This is a genomic window from Marinobacter flavimaris, from assembly GCF_045057155.1.
Lineage (GTDB): Bacteria > Pseudomonadota > Gammaproteobacteria > Pseudomonadales > Oleiphilaceae > Marinobacter > Marinobacter manganoxydans.
The window spans coordinates 3,153,294-3,175,273 of the sequence record NZ_CP171359.1; the positions used below are offsets into that span (position 1 = coordinate 3,153,294).

The window sequence follows — 21,980 nt, forward strand, 5'->3', positions numbered from 1 at the left end:
CTTATCAGGTGGCTTATTCGAACAGACTCTCAGAAACCATGGCTTTCGGCAACGGGCAGGCGAGCAAGCCTGTACGCGGGCGGGTGGAACGCTTGGCTTGGGGCAGTCTGCAGAAAGATGCAGTTTCGACTGACCTGCATCAATGGCAGTTCACAGCGGTGGTTTTAAAATTCGCGGACACACTGACGCCATGGAGGCATCTCATGCCATTTCCCATTCAAACAGCAGCGGTGAATCACGCTGCTTCGGACTGCCCGGATTTCCGGCGCTGGTGCGATGGTTATGGCGTCATCCAGCACAGTGAAGCCACGCAACATCAGGTCAGCGTACTGGCAGAGCACCTGGTTGCTGCAGGCCACCAGCCCGATGCTGCCGCGGTCTATCGTAAACTCGCCGACCTGGACAGGCTGACCAGTGCCGGTCTCTGGCTGGTAGTCCACATGACCTACGCCCGCCGGGTTGATGTCTCCGGCCAGCCGCTGGCGCCTCAGGACTTCAAGACCAATCCGGAAGGCCACACCGGCGGGGCACTGAACATGGTGCCGGCCTATGCCGGCTATCTGGCTCTGAACAATCTGACCGAACGCACACGGAGCTGGCTGATGGGCCAGGGGCACTGCGTGGCAGCCGTGGACGCCCTGAATGTCCTCACCGGAAACCTGCATCCGGAACAGGCGGAGCGTTACCGCGGGCCTGACGGGCTGTCCACTCTGGTGGCCGATTTCTACAGTTACCGGCAGAAGCCGGACGGCACCATGGCTGCTCCCCTTGGCAGCCATGTCAATCCGCACACCGCCGGCGGCATTCTGGAAGGTGGTTACCTGGGTTTTGCCGAACTTCAATATGCCCACATGCCTCTGCCCGGCGAATCTCTGGTCGCCTTTCTTTCAGACGGCGCCGCCGAAGAGCAGCGCGGCAGCGACTGGATTCCTCGCTGGTGGCGCGCCGAGGATTGCGGAGCCATCATGCCGGTCATGATTGCCAACGGTCGGCGGATCGAACAGCGCACGGAGCTGGGCACTCGCGAGGGTCTTGAGCGCTTCGAGGCGCACCTTGAGCACCGGGGCTTCGTGCCCTTCCGTTTTGACGGCCGGGATCCCGCAGCCTTTGTCTGCGCGCTATACGAGATGGAGCAGGCCCTTACCACCAATGGCGAGGCCGCGCTACGCGGTGAAAGCAGCTACCCGGTTCGGGTGCCCTATGGCATAGCAGAAACCACCAAGGGTTACGGTTTCTATGGCGCCAGCAGCAATGCGGCCCACAACCTGCCGCTGCCTGGAAACCCGCGTATGGACGCTCGGGCCAGGGAGTTGTTTAACGAACATGCAGCCAGGTTGTGGGTGGCTCCGGACCAACTTCAGAGCTGTATCGCTCAACTGAACCAGCACGCTGGACAATCACGCCCCCTGGAGCGGGATCATGCCCTCGCGACCCGCAATCCCCCGGACCCGATAATCCCCCGGCTTCCGGCCCGTCGGGAATGCACCTCGCCGATGAAGGCTGTGGATGATTTTTTCCGTGCGCTGGTGGCCCAGAACCCGGACCTCAGGGCCAGAGTGGGCAATCCGGACGAGCTGGCAAGCAATCGTCTTGGCGGAGTGCTGGATGATCTGAAGCACCGGGTGAACGATCCCGAGAACGATCAGGAGTCGGTGCACGGCAAGATCATCACGGCACTGAACGAAGAATCTGTGGTATCGGCTTGTCTGGCCAATAAGGCCGGGCTAAATCTGGTCGCCAGCTATGAGGCCTTCTGCGTGAAAATGCTTGGCGCCATCCGCCAGGAGCTGATTTTTGCCCGGCACCAGAAAGAAATCGGGCGGCCTGCCCGCTGGCTCGGCTTGCCGGTTATTGCCACCTCCCACACCTGGGAAAATGGCAAGAACGAGCAGTCCCATCAGGACACCACCTTCTGCGAAAGCATGCTCGCGGAGATGAACGACGTCTCCCGGGTGCTGTTTCCGGCCGACTACAACAGCACTCTGGCAACATTGCCATCTGTATTCCGTGAAAGGGGCACGATCAGTTGCATGGTGATCCCGAAACGGGAACGCCCCTGCGTCTTCGACACCCGGGAAGCGGAACTGCTGGCGAGGCACGGGGCCCTGGTGGTGGATGAAGATACCTCGTCCGGTGAACCATTGCTGCTTATGGCCAATGGTGCCTACCAGTTATCCGAGGCCATACGAGCATGCGAACGCTTGCGGGAGACAGGCACACCCTTCCGGCTGGTCTATATTCAGGAACCCGGTAGATTCCGTCAGCCAAGGGACACAATGGAAGCCCAGGTGTGCCTGTCGGAGTTCGAAAGGGAGCGCCTGTTCCCCCACCGCATTCACCGGCGGGTTGCCCTCTCCCACATGCGCCCTGAAGTGTTCCGGGGCCATCTCTTCCCACTGTTCCCGGAACCGTCACAGGCCCGGGTTTTGGGTTACATCAACCGCGGCGGCACCCTGAATGAGGCCGGCATGCTGTTCGCCAACGGTTGTTCCTGGGGCCATGCCCTGGCCGCCTGCGCCAGCGTTATGGACAAGCCACCGGGCGAGTGGCTTTCCAGTGCAGAACTGGCTGCTGTGGAAGGTCGCGGCGACCCGGCCGTGATTACACGGGGCCTGCCCTGAGCAGGCGCTTTCTCAACGCTGTCTCGATTTCCAGAATCACCAGCACCAGCCCGCCAGCGACTGCTGCAAATCCCAATGCCTCCAGACTGAGCGCTTGCGTGCCAAACGTCTGGTTAAACCAGGGCAAATAGGTAAACAACAACTGCAACGCGATCACCGTGGCAACTGCCAACAGCACGATCGGCGTGCCCAACACCCCACGCAGAGTGATCGACGCTGAGTCGAGATAGCGCACGGCAAACAGGTAAAAGACCTCCATAGCCACAAGCGTATTGACCGCAAGAGTGCGGGCAATACTTTCATCTCCGTATTGGTGCATGGCCCAGTACCATGCGGCGAAGATACCTGAGAGGAAAAGCAGCGACACAAAAACGACCCGCCAGACCACGAACCCCCGCAAAAGAGACTCGCCTCTGGGTCTGGGGGGGTGCTTCATAACCCCGGGCTCGGCCGGTTCGAAAGCAAGCGTCATGGCGAGGACTACAGAGCTGACCATGTTGACCCAAATAATCTGCAAGGCAGAGATGGGAAGAGTGAGCCCCAACAGCAGAGCGGTGACCAGACTGATGGACTCGCCGCCATTGACCGGGAGCAGGAAGGCAATGCCTTTTTTAAGGTTTGTGTAGACCGTTCTGCCCTCACGTACGGCTGCGGCAATACTGGCAAAATTGTCATCCAGCAACACGACTGAAGACGCTTCCCGAGCTGCCTCCGAGCCTTTCACCCCCATGGCGATCCCGACATCTGCCCGCTTCAGTGCCGGGGCATCATTCACCCCGTCACCGGTCATGGCCACAACCCCGTGTAGGGCCTGAAGAGCGGTCACCAGCCTCAACTTATGTTCCGGGCTGGTCCGGGCAAAGACATCCACTTCGCCAACGAGATCGCGAAGCTGGTCATCATCCAGCTGGTCCAGTTCCTTGCCAGTCAGCACCCGCTCGGTATTTTCAAGGCCCAGCTTGCGCGCAATAGCGCCTGCCGTTATCCCGTGATCACCGGTAATCATCTTGACCCGAATTCCGGCATCGTGGCACTCCGCAATCGCGCGAATGGCCTCCTGCCGGGGCGGATCCAGCAGCCCGACCAATCCGAGCAGCTCGGCACCCTGCTCAAGATCCTCAATGGCCAGTTCACCGATGCCTCGCTCTGCCGGTTTCCGGGCCAGGGCCAGCACTCTGAGACCATCCGATGCCATTTCTGTGATGACCTGCTCCCAGAATTCCCGGCGGAGTTCCCCGCCTTCCCCGGACTCGACAACCTCGCTGGAGCACATATCCAGGATCCGCTCCGGCGCGCCTTTCAGGTAGATCACGCTATGTCCGTGGTGATCATGGTTGAGCGTGGCCATGAAGCGATTTTCAGTATCAAACGGAATTTCGTCTTTCCGGGGCCAGTCAGCGGCACTGTTTTCAACGTCAAACCGGGCTTTTCGGGCGAACACCGAAAGCGCGGCCTCCATGGGATCGCCAGTAATCCTGACTGTGCCGGAATCATGGTGGACGTGGGCGTCGTTACAAAGGGCCGCCGCCCGGGCAAGTTCGTCAAGCAGGGCAGAGTCCGGCGGATGCCCCTGTTCGGAGTTCACCGAACCATCAAAATCGTAACCTTCGCCGGTCACTTCCAGCCGGACACCAGATAATACCGCCCGGGTTACCATCATTTCGTTTCGGGTGAGGGTTCCGGTTTTATCCGAACAGATCACCGACACCGCGCCCAGGGTTTCTATAACCGGCATTCGACGAACCACTGCCTGACGACGAGCCATCTGGCGCACACCAATTGCCAGGGTAATGGTGAGAATCGCCGGCAGCCCTTCGGGGATAGCCGCCACAATCAGACCCACTACGGCCATGAATAGCTCGCGAAATGGCAAGCCGCTGAATACATACCCGCCGCCAAGAATCGCAATGCCGGCGATAATAACGACAATGGAAAGGATTCGAGCGAACCTGTCCATCTGTTCCAGCAAGGGGGTTTTCAGGGTTGTGGTCTGGGCAAGCAGACCGGAAATGCGGCCAATCTCGGTATTGGCGCCTGAGCGGACCACCACGCCTCGACCAGTGCCGGTTGCAACCATGGTGCCGGAGAATGCCATTCCGGACTGGTCACCCAAGGGGGCGTCTGCAGTGACCGCCTCTGTCGATTTTTCAACAGCCTCGGACTCACCCGTTAGAATGGCCTCATCGATTTTCAAATTATGGGATTTCTCCAGACGAAGATCAGCGGGCACCCGGTCGCCTGGTTCCAACAGCACCGTATCACCCGGAACCAAATTCGCAGCGTCTATCTGATGCTGGCCATCGGAACGCACCACCCGTGCTTTGGGTGCAAGCATGTGGCGAATGGCAGACAGGGCCTGCTCGGCCTTTCCTTCCTGGATAAAGCCCACCAGGGTCTGGATAACAACGACGGCAAGAATAACGCCTGCATCCACCCAATGGCCCAAGCTGGCCGTAATGACTGCGGCGGCTGCCAACACGTAAATCAGAAAATTTTTGAGTTGCCGGCCCAGCCGCGCCCAAGCCCCCCCTACACGAGCCTCGGGAAGCGCATTGGGGCCGTGGTTGGCCATGCGATGGCGAACCTCATCATCAGACAGAGGTGCCTCTGCCTTCAGCTTCTGCCGGGCATCAGCAGGCTGAAGTACATGCCACTCAAGCTCCCCCTGCTCGCGCTCGCCGCTGTCCAGTTCCACAGATTCAGACATATCCTCAGAGCTCCCTGTCGTTACAACATCACCATTAAACCCCGGAATGTACCCGGGGTGGCTTGCGCTGCATCAAGGACAGGATAGCTAACGGGGAAGTCTGGCGCCCTATCCGGCGGTGACGTTTTCTACGGTACGGTTGCCCTGACCCGGCAATACCCGACGGGAAGCACTTCGCGCCGCATCAACCTGATACTCCCGTGACTTGATAGTGTCCACGAAATGCCAGTCGGCACGGGCTTCTTCCGGAGTGAAAGTTACTACCATGTAGCCTCGCTGATTCACATTCAGGTAATCCAGATCATCTACCAGAAGACCAATGGCCTGTTCCGCCCCCTGAATCATCTCATCCGGAATGCCCAGATACTCCTCCAGGCCGGGTGACGTGACCGCGGAAGTGGCGAATTCCACGCCAGCCTGGTCACCGTTGATGTCTTTGAGATTATTGGCCCAGGCGTTATGGGTATCCCCCGCCAGCACCACCAGATTCTTGTTCAGCGCCTTGGCGGTACCCAGAACCACTTCCCGTTCGTATTGGTAACCATCCCAGGCATCCAGATTGTAAGGCGCGACGGTATTGATCCGTGCCAGCTCCTCTTGAGTCAGAGAAGGGTCACCCGCAAGAGCGCGGCCTTTGAGCTGAGCCAGTTCCGCGAGTTTTTCCGGAAGGCCTTCAAACTGTTCCGTGGCGATACCCACCAGAAGCTCTGCCGGCAAATTCATCCGGCCCATCAATACCTGCTGTCCCAACACCTGCCATGTTGCGGTGGAGAAGTTCAGGGAAGACTGCAGCCAGAGCAGCTGCTCCGCGCCCAGTAGGGTGCGGTTCTGACTGCCAACATCCGCAGTAAAGCGGGCGGCATCCAGTCCCTCTCCCGTGAAGTAGTCCATGTAGTCCAGTTGCTGGTCGCGCCCAATAATGCGGGTATCCAGCATGTGCAGGTCCACCAGATTTCCGAACCGGAAAGTCCGGAAAATCGCTTCGTCGCTGCCCTCGATCACGGGACGGATCGGCATCCACTCGAAATAGGCCTTGAGGGCATTGAGCTTGCGCTCGGTGAAATCGCCTTCTCCGTCATTATGGTTTTCGGCGCCCTCTTCCCAGGTGTCGTTGGCCACCTCATGGTCGTCCCAGACAACAATGAACGGCACTCTGGCATGCAGGGACTGGAGATCCGGGTCTGCCCGGTACGCAGCGTACCGCCTGCGGTAATCCACCAGTTCGATCAGCTCAAGGTTGTTGTCCTCAGAAAAGGTCCTCCCCAGCGCCTGGGCATCCTGTGCCGCATAACTGCTGCTGTCGGAACTGTATTCGTAGATGTAGTCGCCCAGATGGACCACGGCATCCAGGTCATTCTGTTTACTGATTTCCCCGTAGACGTTGAAATAGCCGGCCGGATAATTCGCGCAGGAGACCACGGCCAGGCGCACTGAGTCGATACTGCCTTCCGGTAAGGTCCGGGTTACGCCCACCGCTGACTGCCGATCGGTCGTCTGAAAGCGATAATAGTAGCTCTGCCCCGGTGCCAGGCCGCGGACATCCACCTTGACGGTGAAGTCATGGGCCTCAGTGGCCTCTGCCGTGCCGGAGTGCACAAGGTTCTCGAAACCCTCATCCGTCGACACCTCCCAGGCGACACCGACGGGTGCCGAACCGGTCGCCGGTGCAGCCCTGGTCCAGAGCATGACACCATCGGCAAGCGGGTCGCCGCTGGCCACTCCATGGGTAAAGCTGATTGTTCGCTTGTCGGAGCTGTCCAGTACACAGCCTGCGAGGCCGGTCGAAATCACCACGGCGCCCATACCCATGGCTGATGCCTTCAGAAAATCCCGTCGTGTCAGTCGTTTCATTGTTATATCTTCCCCTGCATTCGTCCCTTGTAGTCTCGACGTTCTGCACCTTTCGCCGTTTCTACTCCAAATGAAGAAGCTAATCGGGCTTGGTTAAGAACGCATTGCCAATTTGCGACAGGGGGATGGCAAATCACGACAAGTCTTTTGCAAGAACCAGAAACCATAAAAAAAGGGAGCCAGTGGCTCCCCTTTTGCGGTCCGTTTAAACCCGGTCTATCCGCTGATAAATACCGGACCAACTCCGAAGTTCCAGAGAATGACGGAACCCACGCGAGTGGATACCAGGATCACCAGGGCGACGGTCAGCAACGCTCCGGCGTACATTACCGCCCGCTCCTTTTCGATGCCCATGACAATCGGCAGCCCGTCATACATGAGATAGGCGCCATAGCAGGCGGCGGCCAGGAAGACGATGGCGTTGAACCAGGGCACTGGATACAGCAGGGCAAATCCTGCGAGGAACAGAGGAGTGCAGGAGTAGGCTGCCAGGGCAATACCGTTCGAGGGTACGTGTTCTTCCTTGGCGCCGTAGGTTCTTGCCATCCAGTTGATGGCATAACCCAGCGCAAAAACGCCGACCAGCATTGCCAGATAGGTCAACACGCTGAGCTGCATTGCACTGATCTCGGTTAACTTGATCAGCCGCTCATTGCCAACCGTCCAGCCGAAATAGGCAGTCGATATATAGGCACAAATGGGAGCTATCGCCGCCAGAATCAGAACATAGGCAACATAGACCCGGCGCGGAGTTTCATGTTCTTTTCGTATGGAAGCCCACTCTTCATCAGGATGGGTAAAGAGACCGAACGCATGTGACAGGAGCATGGATGACCCCCTCTCTCTTCTATTGTTGGTATTTATACGTACGGAACGCGGTAACCGGCAGATCAGACGCTGTTCCTTAATCTTAACTATAGTCAAGAACAGCGATTGCGAAAGCAAAATGACGCAGGATGATCGGGCAAGTTTTTTTCAGCCTTGGCTGGAGGCGGCGGCCGGCGATTGCCGGCCGCGCGGAGTCAGGAATTGCGCGGATCAGTCTCGGCAACCCAGGGGTAATCCCTGTGGCTGTCGCGGAAGGATAACAGGCTCTCTACACCGGAAAAGTCCACCAGGTCCCTGAAATCCAGCCAGTCCACCAGGCAATAAAGACAGATGGCCGGATAATTCCATTCCTCGAACTGGCCCTCTTCCGCCATTGCCGACAGCGTGCGCAAAGTTGTCATGATGCGTTCACGTTGAAGGTTGTAGAACATCAGGTCGGCGCCGGTATCGATTCCGGACTTCTCCGAGAGCAGCAAGGTGACCGCGGAGTCATTGGCGCCATCGATCATGGTCAGCTGGTTTTCCTGATCCCAGGTCAGCGGATCGCGGCCCTGTTTGGCACTGATGTAACGGGCGATAATCCGGGAATCATAGATTTCCTTGCCACCGTCTTCGAGTACCGGAATTTTCAGGGTCGGATTGTTTCGCCGCAGCTCGTCCCGGCCTTCACCATAGATATTGAGATTGAGGAATTCATAGGGCTCTTCGTCCAGCAGGATACGAATGCGCCGAACGTAAGGTGAAGTAGTGGATCCGATCAGTTTCATGGTTTCTCCGGGGATTTCACACTCAGGATCCCAACAGGGATTCAGGGTTGGTGTATGGGTGCCCGGTCGCTTCTGCCACTTCCCTGTAGGTCACCTTGCCCGCGGCCACGTTCAGCCCGGCCCTGAGGTGTTGATCTTCCTTCATCGCCCGATCCGGACCCTTATTGGCCAGGGCCGCCACAAAAGGCAAGGTGACGTTATTCAACGCCAGAGTCGACGTGCGCGCAACGGCACCCGGCATATTCGCCACGCAGTAATGTACCACACCATCAACAATATACGTGGGATCGTCGTGCGTCGTGGCCCGGGAGGTTTCGGCACAGCCACCCTGATCAATGGCAACGTCCACGATAACGCTTCCCTCCGGCATCCGGCGGATCATATCGCGGGTGATCAGCTTTGGCGCAGAGGCCCCTGGAATGAGCACACTGCCGATGACAAGATCGGATTCCGTCACCGCCTGATCCAGAGTCTGGGCCGTTGAAAACAGGGTTGTGATGCGGTTGCCGTAGAGATGGTCCAGGTTTCTGAGTACGTCCATGTTGCGGTCCAGAACCGTGACCTGGGCACCCAACCCGACCGCCATCGCAATCGCATTCTGGCCGACAACTCCGCCACCAACGACCGCTACCCGCGCCGGACTGACACCGGGTACGCCGCCCAAAAGCACGCCGCGACCGCCCATGGCTTTCTCCAGGCAATGGGCACCGGCCTGGATCGACATGCGCCCGGCGACTTCCGACATAGGCGCCAGCAGGGGCAAATGCCCTCCATGGTCGGTCACTGTCTCATAGGCAATGCAGGTAGCGCCGGACTTCACCAGGTCGTCCGTCTGCGCTTTGTCCGGGGCCAGATGCAGATAGGTGAAAAGCGTGTGTTCCGGCTTCAGCATGGCCCGCTCTTCGGCCTGGGGCTCCTTGACCTTGACGATCAACTCTGCGGTATCGAAAACCTCCCCGGCCGTCTCAAGAATTCGCGCTCCGGCCTGCCGATAATCCTCGTCGGAAAAGCCAATGGCGAGGCCAGCTCCGGTTTCCACAAACACCTCATGATTGTGGCCGCACAGCTCATGAACGGCAGCGGGTGTCATGCCTACACGGTATTCGCGGTTCTTGATTTCCCGGGGCACGCCGATTTTCATACACAACCTCCTGACAGTCCGGATTTGTGAGTATCCATGCATAGTCTAGTCAATGAAGCTTTTCGGTGCGGCCATCGAGGCTACCGAAAATAACGATCTACCCCATCCCAAAGCTCTACAGACTCACGAATCTCCGACAGCTTGTTCCACAAGATCTCGCTAAATTCTGGATATTGATGGTAGAAGCTTTTCGATAAAACCAAATAGCTTGATTCCGTGGAGACCGATGCCGCTACCTTTCGGATTTTTCCAGCAAACTCTGGCCGACTTCTTATGAGATGATCGGCGTGCAACGCATCTGCGAGGGCTGTTTTCGCATGCCCACGCAGCAACATGTTCAACTGCCGCTCTACACTGCCGATGACGTGGGTTTCGAGGCCTTGGAGTTCTGTCAGATTGTCCGTTCCCGATCCCGGAGGTATCGTTAAGGGTGGCTGCAACATGGAAGCATCTACAACGCCTTGATTGATCAGTTGAAAAGCTGCCAGATCCCAGGTCATTAAAGCCCTGTCTTCATCAGCGTTACCGTCCCGCATCGGGAAGACTCCACGCGCCTCAGTGTCGTCACTGTGCGAGATCGCTATAAAACCGTCGACCGACTCCCCAAGCGAATAGGCGCCTCGTCGAGTCGGCAAAACCCGGTACTCGAATTCCACGCCCAATTGCCGACTAACCATACTGAGAGCATCTATGGCGATTCCGGTTATCCCGGATTCATCAGCTTGAATAAATGGAAATCGGACCTCCTCAGGAACGGCCACTGTCAGAGACTGCGGCTTTGCAATGTCTTGATCGACGCCGTCGGTGTCCCCCGCCAGGCCGGTCGATTCCGCTAAAAGCCGGCTCCGATTCTTCTGGAGTTCCTCAATAATGTCCTGGGACAACAGCGGCTGATTGTTTTCATCAATACTGATGGACACACCCCCTTGAGCAAGACCCAATCTTTTGACATGTGAACGCCATAGTTGCCAGCGTTCACTGATTAACGCCACATAAACGGCCCTATCCAGGTGTTTTACAACAGAGGTAAGAACATGACCGGGATACAGATGGTTCTGATTCCGGTCGACACCAATCGCAAGTTTGTCAGCTTCGGCGGCTGCTGCTAACGCTCCTTTGCCACTGCCACCCGCAGCAGCAAACACGATGTCATTCCCACTGCTGAAAAGCTGCCTCCCGAGCTCTCTGGCCTTATTTTCGTCGTCCCATGGGCGCTCAGTATATTCAGACAGATAAAGGCTAGTGACCTGCCCGTCCGGCAGTACACGGTTAAATCCGGCGCGGAACCCAGCCTCCAGCTCTTTGACCGAACGGACCGGGAGCCCACCTAAGAACGCCACTTTCCGGTTCGGGCTATGGTAGGCAGCCAGAACCCCGGCGAGATAAGCACCGCCCCACTCTCTGAAAATAATTGACCGCACGTTGGGCGCATCTACCTGATAACCAATCGAAATAAAGGTCGTTTGAGGGAAGGATGGCGCTACAGTCTCGACAATTGACTGGGTTCCACCACCGGGCACGATGATTGGCGAATGCCCCGCTACCGCGAGAGATTCAAGAGACTGGCGGTAATGATCTGGGTCAGCAGTCGCAACCTGAGCAAACGGAACACCTTTTTCTTGTTCAAACTGTTCCATTCCGGCCAGAAGGCTTTCATTGTAGGAGCCGTCGAGAACAATCGCCGAATTGAACAGAATGGCAGGTGCAAACGAATCAGAAGGTAATACATCCGCAAAAAGACCGGGGGTCGCGAGCCACAAAAAAAGGATCCATTGTCTCATCAGTCTTACCTCCAATACTGCTCTGCAAGGCCTAAACTATGCAGCTACGCCACGACGACAATTCACATGCGTAACTCGGACTGGATTTCCTTCCAGAGCTTTCTGTAGCTTTGGGCCGGATTGGATCGGGGACTTAAGATTTCGAGGGGTAACCCTTCCTCGCCCATGCGCTCGACGGCGCTTGAATAGGGAATCATCGCTTCCATGTGCCGATCAAATAGATCTGGAGCTTGCTCGCAGAGCTCCCGGTGGAGTTTCTTACGACGGTCAACCAGAGTAAAAAAAGGTCTCAATTTTTTTTGACCAAGTTTTTTATCACGAACAAAATCCCGAAACTGAAGCCAGCTATTCATAGAAAGCCAAGTCGGTACCAGCGGTACATAGACGACATCAGCCACCCTCAAAACCTGCTCGGTAAGACGAGACTGGCCGGGTGGGCAATCCAGCACAACGAGGCTCGTTTCCTCGGCAAGAGGCGCGAGCATGGATTTTAATGGCAATGAACGCTCGTCTTCTTCGATACGAATATCCAGGTTCCGAAAACTCTTGTGGGCTGGGATAAAATCCAGACCGGGGTATACGTTCGCTTCGATGAACTCCGCAATGGGTACTTTGCCCTCCAGAAGCTTTGAAATCTTTTTTCCTTTCCCGGGCTCACCTCCAGAGAGGTAGAAACTTGCAGCACCTTGGGAATCCAGGTCCCAAAGCAACGTGGAGCAGCCACTTCTGCTGGCCAGATATGCAATATTGACGGCGGAGGCGGTTTTGCCGACACCGCCTTTCGGACTATAGAAGGCGATAATTCTCATGGGTCAGAGGCCCCGTTGAATCAGAGTTGTGTTTCATAGTTTACGAAGGCACTCAGAGGTCGCTCAAACCCAACGCTTGCAAAGCGCATGCTACCTTTGGCTAATCCGATAGACTTATCCAGGTCAACTAGACGCTTCCGCCCTGATGTCGCAGCTTTCTTGCCGAAGCGACGCAAGCAAATACGGGTCATCAGCGAAAAACCATTGGGCTCTTTGAGGATCCAGACGTTGGCTGAGGGAGAGCATTTAACGTTACAGATAAATGCTGGCGTTAGAGAAGCCAGTTTGAAGTGTTTTCTCGAATCTCGAGACTGCGGGCAAAGCAATGGGAAAGTAGCGGTAACTAGACCGCTACTTTCTGCCTTTTCAGGGCACTTACAGGGTGCTAATCCGTGAGTCAGTCGCTGAATCATCAGCAATCGTATCCGAATTACTGAACGGTGCCGAATCATCTGGATGGAATTGCTTCAGATATTCTGCGAGTGCATCTTGCTCAGAACCAGTCTCAGCAAAACTTGCCTGGCCTGGATCATTGGCGCTCATATCAACGCTTGTTGACAGAGAGGCATCAAGCACCAGATCTTCGCGATTCGTTGCTGGAATTGGGTATCCGTCGCCTCCACCGGCAAGAAAGTTCAGGGTGACCATTCTGAACGGGCCAGCAGCCTGCACCACACCGGAACTCACTACAGCAGTGCCACCAACACTCAGGTCTGTAACCCGACTTCCCACGGCTGCGCCAGGATCATAGCTGAAGCTCAGACCACCGACTTGCGGGAAGCGACCGCCACCGATGTCTGATACGCCATGCTCAACAATCGCTTTGAGCTCGGCTGCTGATACATCAACCAGGGTTAGCCCATTGTTGAATGCCAATGCGCTTTGGATATCGAACTGTGAGATATCGCCAGTCTCTTTGCCGGCAGCAGGAAAAGACTCTGGTGGGAAGTACTCAATATCCTCGACATCGGTTGAGCCGGGAGGGAAGGCGAAACTGCCGATATCAGCGCGAATTCCGCCACCATTTTTCAGCGAAATATCTACACTGGCATCATATTCCTGAGCGTACCAGAGGTTGGCATCTGCTGTCAGATTACCCAGGTTTGTCTCTTCGGAACGAACAGATGAACGCTGACCGTTCAGGTAAACCGAGGTGTTACCCAGAATGTTGCTCTCTTGAGCAACAAGAACATCGTTTACAGCCGTAACAATATTATCCACGGTACTGTTTGCGCTGCCATTCACGGCGCTAACCGTCTCATCTTCCGCAGAGTAGACGCCGCTGACGAGCGGATTGATGCTACTCAAAATAATGCGGCCAGCGGCGTCAAATTCCACCATCAGGCGACCAAGGTACTTGTAATCGCCATCTACGTTTACCAGGACAACTGGCTCGTTACTGGCACTGTTGTAGATCAACGGGTAAGAGTCAGCCGCGGTATCGCCAGGAAGCAAACGATCATTGTAATCGGCAAGCAGCGTATTAGATCCACCTCCGACAATGATATCAACCTCGGACAAAAGTGAGGCGAGCTGCTTTTCAACAGCAAGCTGTTGCATATGCGCGAGCAAGATAATCTTATCTACGCCTGAATCTGTCAGCTCATTGACCGATACCTGAATCTCTGCAGCAAGGTCAGTGATACTGTCATTTGCAGGCAAAACATTAATATCACCGGTCGAGGTAATGTTTTCCAGCGTCGGCGTTGATGCACCGACCAGGCCAATTTGCTCACCATCTACAGTCACCACTGCATATGCTGCGAGACTGTTAGGCATCGCACTAGCCTCCTGTCCATCCGAGACTTCAAGGCCGCTAACACTGGTATCGGCTGAAAAATCAAGGTTAGCGCTCAAGTAAGGAAATTGCGCGCCGGACCAGTTGCCATCCGCGGCGATCAGACCGGCGAATGCTGAGGTTCCGCTATCCAGATCATGGTTACCCACTGCAGATGCTTCGAGCCCCATTGCATTAAGAAAAGCGATATCAGCCCGACCATCTCCCGGCGTTGCCACTCCAGTAACCGTGGAAAACGAATCATCACTTGAAGCCGTGTAACGGGAACCCGGGATGTAGTTGTCGCCGGAGCTCACAAAAAGGGTTTTTTCTGGATGCTGGTTGCGCAGGCCATTGACGATCGCAGCGATGTTACCAACATTGGCCAGCGCGTCGACGTTGGAGCCATCCATATCCGCCAGGTGCAACAACTGCAGCTCGAAGGTCTCTTCGTTATTGACCTGATCAGTCAGGTTATTCAAATCATCGCGCAGTGCATTTACATCACTTTCGTCAGCCGTGTCTGTGCAGGCCGTTAAACCAAGCGCCAGGAATATCAGGCCAGCTTTCGTTGAATTGAGGTATCGCATCTTTTTCTCCAGTGGCTTTCAGTTTTTGCATGGCGTTTGAAGTCGAACAGCGCCAACTTGGAGCTTATGAATGCGACATGTACTTGCTATGACGAAAAGATGTTCGTTTCGTGACCTTCTTAACGTGACTGGTTTGACAGTTGTGCAGTTCTTCTATGTGCAGGCTATTTCCAGGGTTTCGAAAGCATGGCTTACAACGGGCATTCTGAACAAAATCAAAGTCAGTCACGCCATTGTCATGATGACTTGCTAGGGTTTGCGGTGGAGCAACCTGACTGTAACCCCGTTTGCACTCGGGACTGGTTCAGCGCTCGAAATCCTGTTCGTTACCTGCCCATGATCCTCCAGGTCCTCATTTGATGTCCTTGAAGTCCCATACATCCTTGAGCAACGTCCAGCTCACCATGTTGGTGCTGGCTTTTATCGTCGTTCTGTTCTTATGGGCGCTGTTCATCTGGCAAAACTCAACTAAGAGAACGGAAGCTCTCGATTCCCAAATATCGGAAAACCGCAATCTGGCATTGATAGTTTCAGAAAGCCTCAAACAAATGACGGTTCGAGGCAAGGTGATGGGGCGCCTGCTCCATGGAAATCTCGTATCCAAAAGTGAAGATGAATCCGGTTTTCTCACGCTGCTTGCAGAGGATCCGGTGTTCAACCGATTCAGCATTTATGACGCGTCCGGTGATCTGCTCTACGCGAGCCACACGGAGTCAGCCAGATCGAATCTGCAATCCTGGTTAACAGAGGCCGAAACGCATTTTGCCCATTCAGGCCTTGCACCGCTCCTACCCAACCGCTTGGACGACCCGGCCTATACGCCCGGGGATCCCGCCTGGAGACTGCCGTTTCTGGTACCGCTGAGCGATTCGGGCTCTTCGCAGCCTAACCTGCTGGTATTGATTGAATTGGACATTGGCTACCTCGCCAGCTTGATGCAAAACGTCGAATTGGGTTCTGGCTTCATTCAGATATTGGACTCCGCTGGCAACGAATGGATGCGCGCGAGCGAAAGTGGAATTGTTATCGGCGGTCCAGCGTTACCAAAGATGTCCCGGCCACAAGAAGGTCGAGTGATCACCAGCGATGCTGTGATCAATTTGCCAGAAGGGCGCTACCAATACGTTTCTGTTTCGAGGCCAATAAATGGCTTTACTATAGCCGTGGCACAACCCCTTGAAGAGGTTCTTGCCCCCTTGGCACTCGGCCAGGCAAAGCAACTGGCTGCCAATACCTTGATGACAGCCCTGGTTGTGGGAATCGTGATCTGGTTGATCCACGGCCTGAAGAAACAGCAACAAGTGCTCGAAGCTTTGCGGACGTCGGAGCAAAGCAACCGAAAGCTGATTGAACGACTCGAAACCGAGAACGCCCGCAGCAATCGCGCGGCTACCATTGATCACCTCAGCGGACTTCTGAATCGACGGCAATTTCTGGACGAAGCAAAGACCTCGGTGCTGGAACAACGCCGTGCACGCCGATTGAGCTCGATGCTTTTTATCGATCTGGATCGTTTCAAGTCCATCAACGATTCTCTGGGTCATCATGTTGGGGATATGTTGCTGCAAGCCGTCGCTGGCAGGATCCAGAGAATGCTGGCTCCTGGCGATATCGCGGCCCGTTTTGGTGGTGACGAGTTTGTTGTCTTGCTGCTAGGTGATCGTACTGAGGCCGGTATCGAACAATGGGCCTCCGCGTTAACCGATCACTTATCAGCGCCGTATATGCTTGAAGGTACTGAACTCAATACCAGTTCAAGTATCGGTATCGCGATCAGCCCGAGGGATGGCCAGAGTGTCGATCAACTGACGCGTTGTGCCGATGCGGCCATGTACTCTGCCAAAAAAGCTGGCCGTGGCCAGTACCGTTTTTTCGACCAATCTCTGAACGTTACAGACGTAGAGGAGTTTCATCTCGAGCAGGCCTTTACCGAATCTCTCCGAAATCGAGACTTCCTGCTTCACTACCAACCGCAAGTTTGCCTCGACAGCATGGAAGTGATTGGTTATGAAGCCCTGGTGCGTTGGCAGCACCCCAGTTTCGGTTTGCTTTACCCGGACAAATTCATTCCGTTATCAGAAAAAACCGGTTTCGTTGTGAAGCTTGGGATGGAGGTGCTTCGACTCGCTTGCGTTCAAATCTCCGAATGGCAACAGATGCTTGGTGTCTCAAAACCTATCGCTGTGAACGTCTCCCCTATTCAGCTTTCTCAACCGGATTTCTGCGCGAATGTGCTCACTATGTTATCCGATATGGGCTTGAATCCGGACTTACTGGAACTGGAGATCACTGAAACAGCCATGCTGGAGAGCCGAGCAGTTGAGACACTCCACCGCCTCAAACAGGCAGGCATTCGTCTCAGTCTCGACGACTTCGGAACTGGTTACGCCGGCTTTGCCCACCTGGAGGCTGTACCTGTTGATAAGTTGAAAATTGACCGCAGCTTGATCAACCGCATATCCAACAGCCACGACGACAGTCCGATTGTCTCCTCAACCATCATCCTTGCCAGACGGATGGCGATTCAGGTAGTGGCTGAAGGCGTGGAGACCCATGATCAATTGGTACACCTGAAAGTGGCGGGCTGCCATATTGCTCAGGGTTATTTCTTGGGCAGGCCTATGCCGGCGGAAAAGATACTGGATTTCGAGAGAGCTTTTACGGAAAAGGAGAACGTAGTGTGAATCCAGTTTCGCTTCTGGCTTTTCTCGCATTGACGCTCCTATCAACTTGGGCCACCGCATCAGAGACCCTGAAAAGTGAGAACTGCGGAATAGATCGCCTGAAATTCACGATGGTTCCCAAGACGGACTTCGATGAGCAGGTACTCGAATACCAACCATTACTTGAGCTTCTGGAAGAGGGTCTCGGGATACCTGTTGACCTGGTGCGGGCGAGTTCATACGAAAGCGTGATTGATGGCATAGTTGCGGGCAGTGTCGATCTGGCAGTGATGGGGCCGGCATCTTACATCCTTGCCCATCGAGATGACCCGGACATCCAAGCATTTGCCTCTTTGATCACGGAAAAGGGCGAATTAACACCGGAGGGAAGCTTCTACTATTCAGTGCTGCTCGTTCCCACTTCCAGCGATGTTGACCGGATTGAAGACCTTCGCTCAGCGCGTGTGCTGCTAACAGACCCTTCGAGTACATCGGGCGCCCTGATGCCAAAGCACGCATTTGCCGCTGAACTCAAAGAATCATTCTCTGATTTCTTCGGCGCAGAGATCTATGCAGGAAGTCACGATAAGGCCCTTCTATTTCTGGCAGACAACAAAGCCGAAGCTGCATTCGTATCCAGCGCTAGAGCAGATGAACTTTTCAGGCGTGGACTCATCAGGAAGAACGCTTTTAAAGTGCTGTGGCGATCTCCAGCGCTTCACTATGACCCTTTTGTCTTCAGGAGCGGAATCTGCCCTACTCTTCGAGAAACGGTGATGGAATTGCTGAAAACGCCTTCAGCAAAACTCACGGCTTATCTGGACACACAGCAAGCGGTGGGCGTCAACAGCGTTTCCCACAGTGACTACGAAGCGATCGATGCAATCCTTCCAGACTGATCGATTCGGGAGAAGAACTTTTCGTCTAATCCATAGCCCAACGCTGAATTGCCTGATTCCAGTGTCTGGATTCTCAAAAACACTTAGCGATGTAAAAAAATGTTCATAAGACTGCAACACGTCTTCTCGACATTAATAAAGTGAGCATTGTCTGTTCAGCCTCGATTACAGAATCCAAGACGGCACCGACAAGCAGGCCCGCCGCCAGAGGTGACGCATGAGTGAACTTTCGAATTCTGGATTGACTTCGATGCAGATCGAGGAAATTGGAGACCTTCTCGAAGCTCTCGTGAGCCTTCGTAAAACCATCGTTAAAGATGCAGCTGGTCATGGTAATCTACTGGAAACCATGCACCCCGCCTATGAAAATAGCGCTAGCAATCTTCTCCACTACCTTGCACTCAGACAGCACGACATTCGGCCTTTGCAACAAAGACTTGCGCTGGTAGGGCTGTCATCTCTCGGTCGCTCTGAATCGTGTGTGCTCGCGACCCTCTCCGCAGTCATTAGAGTATTAGAGGCCATTCTCGGACAACGGCATCACGTTTCGGAAAAAAAGGATGGTGCAACTCCTGCAATCGAGGACGGCTTCAAGCTTCTCAATGATCACGCCGATCAGCTGCTGGGCAGCGCAAATAGCGAAAGGACAGTTCGCATCATGGTCACCATGCCGACTGAGGCCGCCCACGACCCAGCCATCATTCATCAGTTGATGGCAAGGGGGATGGATTGCATGAGGATCAACTGTGCGCACGACAGCCCGGAGATCTGGCAAGCCATGATCGGCCATCTTCGAACCGCAGAGCAGAGTCTGGGCCAAAAGTGCCGGATTTTCATGGATCTTGGCGGGCCCAAGATCAGAACCGGAGACATTGAGCCGGGCCCCAAAGTCATCCACATTCGTCCCACAAGGGATGACTATGGAATTACAGTGATCCCTGCCCGGATCTGGCTAACCTCTTCCGAAAACCCTTCTTCTGTCCCAGACGACTGTGCAGCTCAATTCCGGGTCTCTGAGAGCTTTTTAAAATGCCTCAACCGTTGTGACGAAATCACACTGACAGACGCGCGAAAAAAATCCCGCAAATGGACGGTGGTGGACATTACTGAGTCTGGCTGCTGCGTGGAAAGCATTAAGGCTTGCTACGTTAGACCCGGCACAGCCATACAGCTCAAGAACGGAAAGCAGACCCCAAGGGTGCAAACGGAAATCCAGGACTTTCTTCCCCAAGAGGGCATCTTATGCCTAAGGAAGGACGACATGGTTCTGGTTACCTCTGATTCCGTGCAGGGAACCAATGAAGAAAGGGACTCTGCAGGTAACATCATCAAACCAGCGACTATCAGTTGCACAATGCCTGCCGTAGTTACACAGGTTAAGGCTGGCGAAAGCATCTGGTTTGATGATGGTAAAATCGGCGGCGTTATTGAAAAGGTTGAACCAGAACACTTTTGGGTGCGGATTCACCATGCGCGCCCGGAAGGGAGCAAACTTCGCAGCGCCAAAGGTATAAACCTTCCCGACAGCCAACTGAACATCGCCGCATTGACAGGGGAAGACCTCAGGAACCTGTCGTTTATTGCAGAACATGCCGACGTCGTAGAGATGTCGTTTGCCAATTCAGTTACAGACGTTCAATTGTTGCAAGAACAACTCAAGCGCCTGAACGCAGAAACTCTGCCAATCGTGCTCAAAGTCGAGACTCGAAAAGGGTTCGAAAACCTGCCAAGGATGCTGCTGACCGCCATGCGCTGGCCATGCTGTGGCGTGATGATTGCCCGGGGGGATTTGGCCGTGGAGTGCGGCTACGAACGTCTGGCCGAGGTGCAGGAAGAGATTCTGTCGGTCTGTGAAGCGGCCCACGTGCCTGTCATCTGGGCAACGCAGGTGCTTGAGAATCTCGCCCGAAAGGGCGTGCCATCACGAGCCGAGATATCAGACGCTGTTATGGCGCACAGAGCGGAGTGCGTAATGCTCAACAAAGGTCCTCACATCACTGAGGCGGTGGAGGCTCTGGACAATATTTTAAAGCGCATGCAAAGCCATCAAAGAAAGCGACGGCCAATGCTCAGGGAGTTGAGGTTGGCCCATCTGACCACTTGAATACAACCACACCTCTCACAAGCTGGTCACTTTTTGGTCACTCAATCGTCACAACAGTCCAACATCCTTGGAGTTGAATCAAGGAGAATGAGGCCAGTGGCATATGGAAGGTCTGGACCCGGGATTAGAAGCCCTTTACCAGCAAAAGAAAAGACAGCCTTACGAAGCGGCAGCGACACTCGCCAATTGTAAAAATCTTATTCTGGGCATGAGCGCTGCCCAACCACCGGCCCTGATGGCGGCAACCGCAGACGCGCTGAGGGATCGACTGATAGGCCCCTTTGCCTTTTACTACCTTCATGGTACCGAAGCTCTGCGCAAAACTCTGTTGGCGCCAGACCTGAGAGAATTGGTAACTCCCCGTCCGTTGTTTCTGAGCCATTCGGACAGAGACGCGATTGCGCAATCCGGATCCCGGAACTGGATCGAATTTGTGCCGGCCATGCTGCACCAGGCTGGTCGTCTGCTAACTGAACATATCGATCCCGAGTGCTTTCTCGTGACGGTTTCTCCGATGGATCGCCATGGTTATTTCAGCCTGGGCACCAACGCCGATTACGGCGCCTCGGTGATCCGAAAAGCCAGGAACGTCATTGTCGAGGTCAATCGTTACATGCCTCGAACCTTCGGTGAGTGTTCTGTCCACATTTCGGAAATTGACTTGATCGTGGAGCACGATCAGCCGCTGGTTGAAGCCACTCCCAACCCTCCAACTGATGTCGACTTGAGAATTGCTGACCAGATCATCGACCAGATCCACAACGGTGACACTCTCCAAATAGGCGTGGGAGGCGTTCCCAATGCGGTTTTGGCCGGCCTCACGAACCACCACGATCTGGGCTTACACAGTGAGTTATTCTCCCCGGCGATGATGCCGCTGATTCAGTCTGGAGCTATGAACGGCAGGCGTAAAACCTGGATGCAGCACAAGCACGTGTTCACCTTTGCCCTCGGCGACCGGAAACTCTACGACTTCCTCGACGATAACCCCTCCATCGTTGGCTATCCGGCCTCTTGGGTTAACAACCCCGACATTATCCGTTTAAACGAAAACATGGTTTCCGTGAATTCTGCGCTGGAAATTGATCTGACCGGCCAGATCAACTCAGAGCAACTCGGGGACAAGCCGTTCTCTGGGAGCGGCGGGCAACTGGACTTCGTTCGCGGGGCCTACGCGGCCAGAAACGGTCGTTCATTCGTGGCCCTTCGCTCAACTGCGCAGGAGGGAAACGTCAGCCGTGTCGTGCCAAAGCTTCGGGGCGGCACCGTTACGGACCCCAGGAACGACGTCCACATGGTTGTGACAGAACATGGCTGCGTGAATCTCAAAGGTCTCTCGATTCCCCAGAGGGCAAAAGCACTTATCAGTATTGCAGATCCCAAGTTTCGAGAATTCTTGGAAAGTGAGGCGAATTCAATCGGACTCATCTAGAACCATCTCT

At 55.0% G+C, this 21,980-nt stretch carries 13 protein-coding genes; 5 read left to right on the plus strand and 8 right to left on the minus strand.

All coding sequences use genetic code 11. The features are described 5' to 3' along the window. The first annotated feature begins 203 nt into the window (after positions 1–203). Positions 204–2,621 (plus strand): D-xylulose 5-phosphate/D-fructose 6-phosphate phosphoketolase, encoded by a 2,418-nt coding sequence (locus ACGK9W_RS14890; RefSeq protein ID WP_008173557.1) that lies wholly within the window; start codon positions 204–206, stop codon positions 2,619–2,621. Here ACGK9W_RS14890 and ACGK9W_RS14895 read toward each other — a convergent pair. From ACGK9W_RS14895 to ACGK9W_RS14930, 8 genes are all read right to left on the minus strand, one after another. Beyond that, positions 2,602–5,328 carry a cation-translocating P-type ATPase gene (locus tag ACGK9W_RS14895; protein ID WP_405417331.1) on the minus strand — a complete coding sequence of 909 codons (2,727 nt, stop codon included), beginning with the start codon at positions 5,326–5,328 and terminating at the stop codon, positions 2,602–2,604. The two genes, ACGK9W_RS14890 and ACGK9W_RS14895, sit on opposite strands and share 20 nt — an antisense overlap. Before the next feature lie 108 nt (positions 5,329–5,436). After that, positions 5,437–7,179, minus strand: coding sequence for an alkaline phosphatase D family protein (locus ACGK9W_RS14900; protein WP_405417333.1), 1,743 nt, complete (start codon positions 7,177–7,179; stop codon positions 5,437–5,439). A gap of 216 nt (positions 7,180–7,395) precedes the next feature. Further along, entirely contained in the window at positions 7,396–8,007 is a 612-nt protein-coding gene (locus ACGK9W_RS14905; protein WP_008173563.1) for a Yip1 family protein, read from the minus strand. 194 nt (positions 8,008–8,201) lie between these two features. Then, entirely contained in the window at positions 8,202–8,774 is a 573-nt protein-coding gene (locus ACGK9W_RS14910; RefSeq protein WP_008173565.1) for a glutathione S-transferase family protein, read from the minus strand. A 22-nt stretch (positions 8,775–8,796) separates the two neighbouring features. Next, positions 8,797–9,915 (minus strand): alanine dehydrogenase, encoded by a 1,119-nt coding sequence (gene ald / locus ACGK9W_RS14915; protein WP_405417335.1) that lies wholly within the window; start codon positions 9,913–9,915, stop codon positions 8,797–8,799. 80 nt (positions 9,916–9,995) lie between these two features. Beyond that, positions 9,996–11,696: a BMP family ABC transporter substrate-binding protein gene (locus tag ACGK9W_RS14920; protein ID WP_405417337.1), complete on the minus strand. Its 1,701-nt coding sequence runs from the start codon at positions 11,694–11,696 to the stop codon at positions 9,996–9,998. A 62-nt stretch (positions 11,697–11,758) separates the two neighbouring features. Then, entirely contained in the window at positions 11,759–12,505 is a 747-nt protein-coding gene (locus tag ACGK9W_RS14925; protein WP_008173572.1) for a ParA family protein, read from the minus strand. A gap of 375 nt (positions 12,506–12,880) precedes the next feature. After that, positions 12,881–14,872: a bifunctional UDP-sugar hydrolase/5'-nucleotidase gene (locus ACGK9W_RS14930; RefSeq protein ID WP_008173574.1), complete on the minus strand. Its 1,992-nt coding sequence runs from the start codon at positions 14,870–14,872 to the stop codon at positions 12,881–12,883. 359 nt (positions 14,873–15,231) lie between these two features. On the opposite strand from ACGK9W_RS14930, the gene ACGK9W_RS14935 reads away from it, so the two are divergent. The 4 genes from ACGK9W_RS14935 to ACGK9W_RS14950 all read left to right on the plus strand — a co-directional run bounded on the left by ACGK9W_RS14935 (position 15,232) and on the right by ACGK9W_RS14950 (position 21,970). Next, entirely contained in the window at positions 15,232–17,556 is a 2,325-nt protein-coding gene (locus ACGK9W_RS14935) for an EAL domain-containing protein (protein ID WP_008173576.1), read from the plus strand. After that, positions 17,553–18,434, plus strand: coding sequence for a phosphate/phosphite/phosphonate ABC transporter substrate-binding protein (locus ACGK9W_RS14940; RefSeq protein ID WP_008173578.1), 882 nt, complete (start codon positions 17,553–17,555; stop codon positions 18,432–18,434). The genes ACGK9W_RS14935 and ACGK9W_RS14940 overlap by 4 nt, the downstream gene beginning before the upstream one ends. A 217-nt stretch (positions 18,435–18,651) precedes the next feature. Then, on the plus strand, positions 18,652–20,538 hold the full coding sequence (locus tag ACGK9W_RS14945) for a pyruvate kinase (protein ID WP_050898302.1): 1,887 nt from the start codon (positions 18,652–18,654) through the stop codon (positions 20,536–20,538). A 103-nt stretch (positions 20,539–20,641) separates the two neighbouring features. Beyond that, a complete protein-coding gene (locus ACGK9W_RS14950) occupies positions 20,642–21,970 on the plus strand; it encodes an acetyl-CoA hydrolase/transferase family protein (protein WP_008173582.1) in 1,329 nt (442 codons plus the stop codon). Positions 21,971–21,980: the final 10 nt, after the last annotated feature.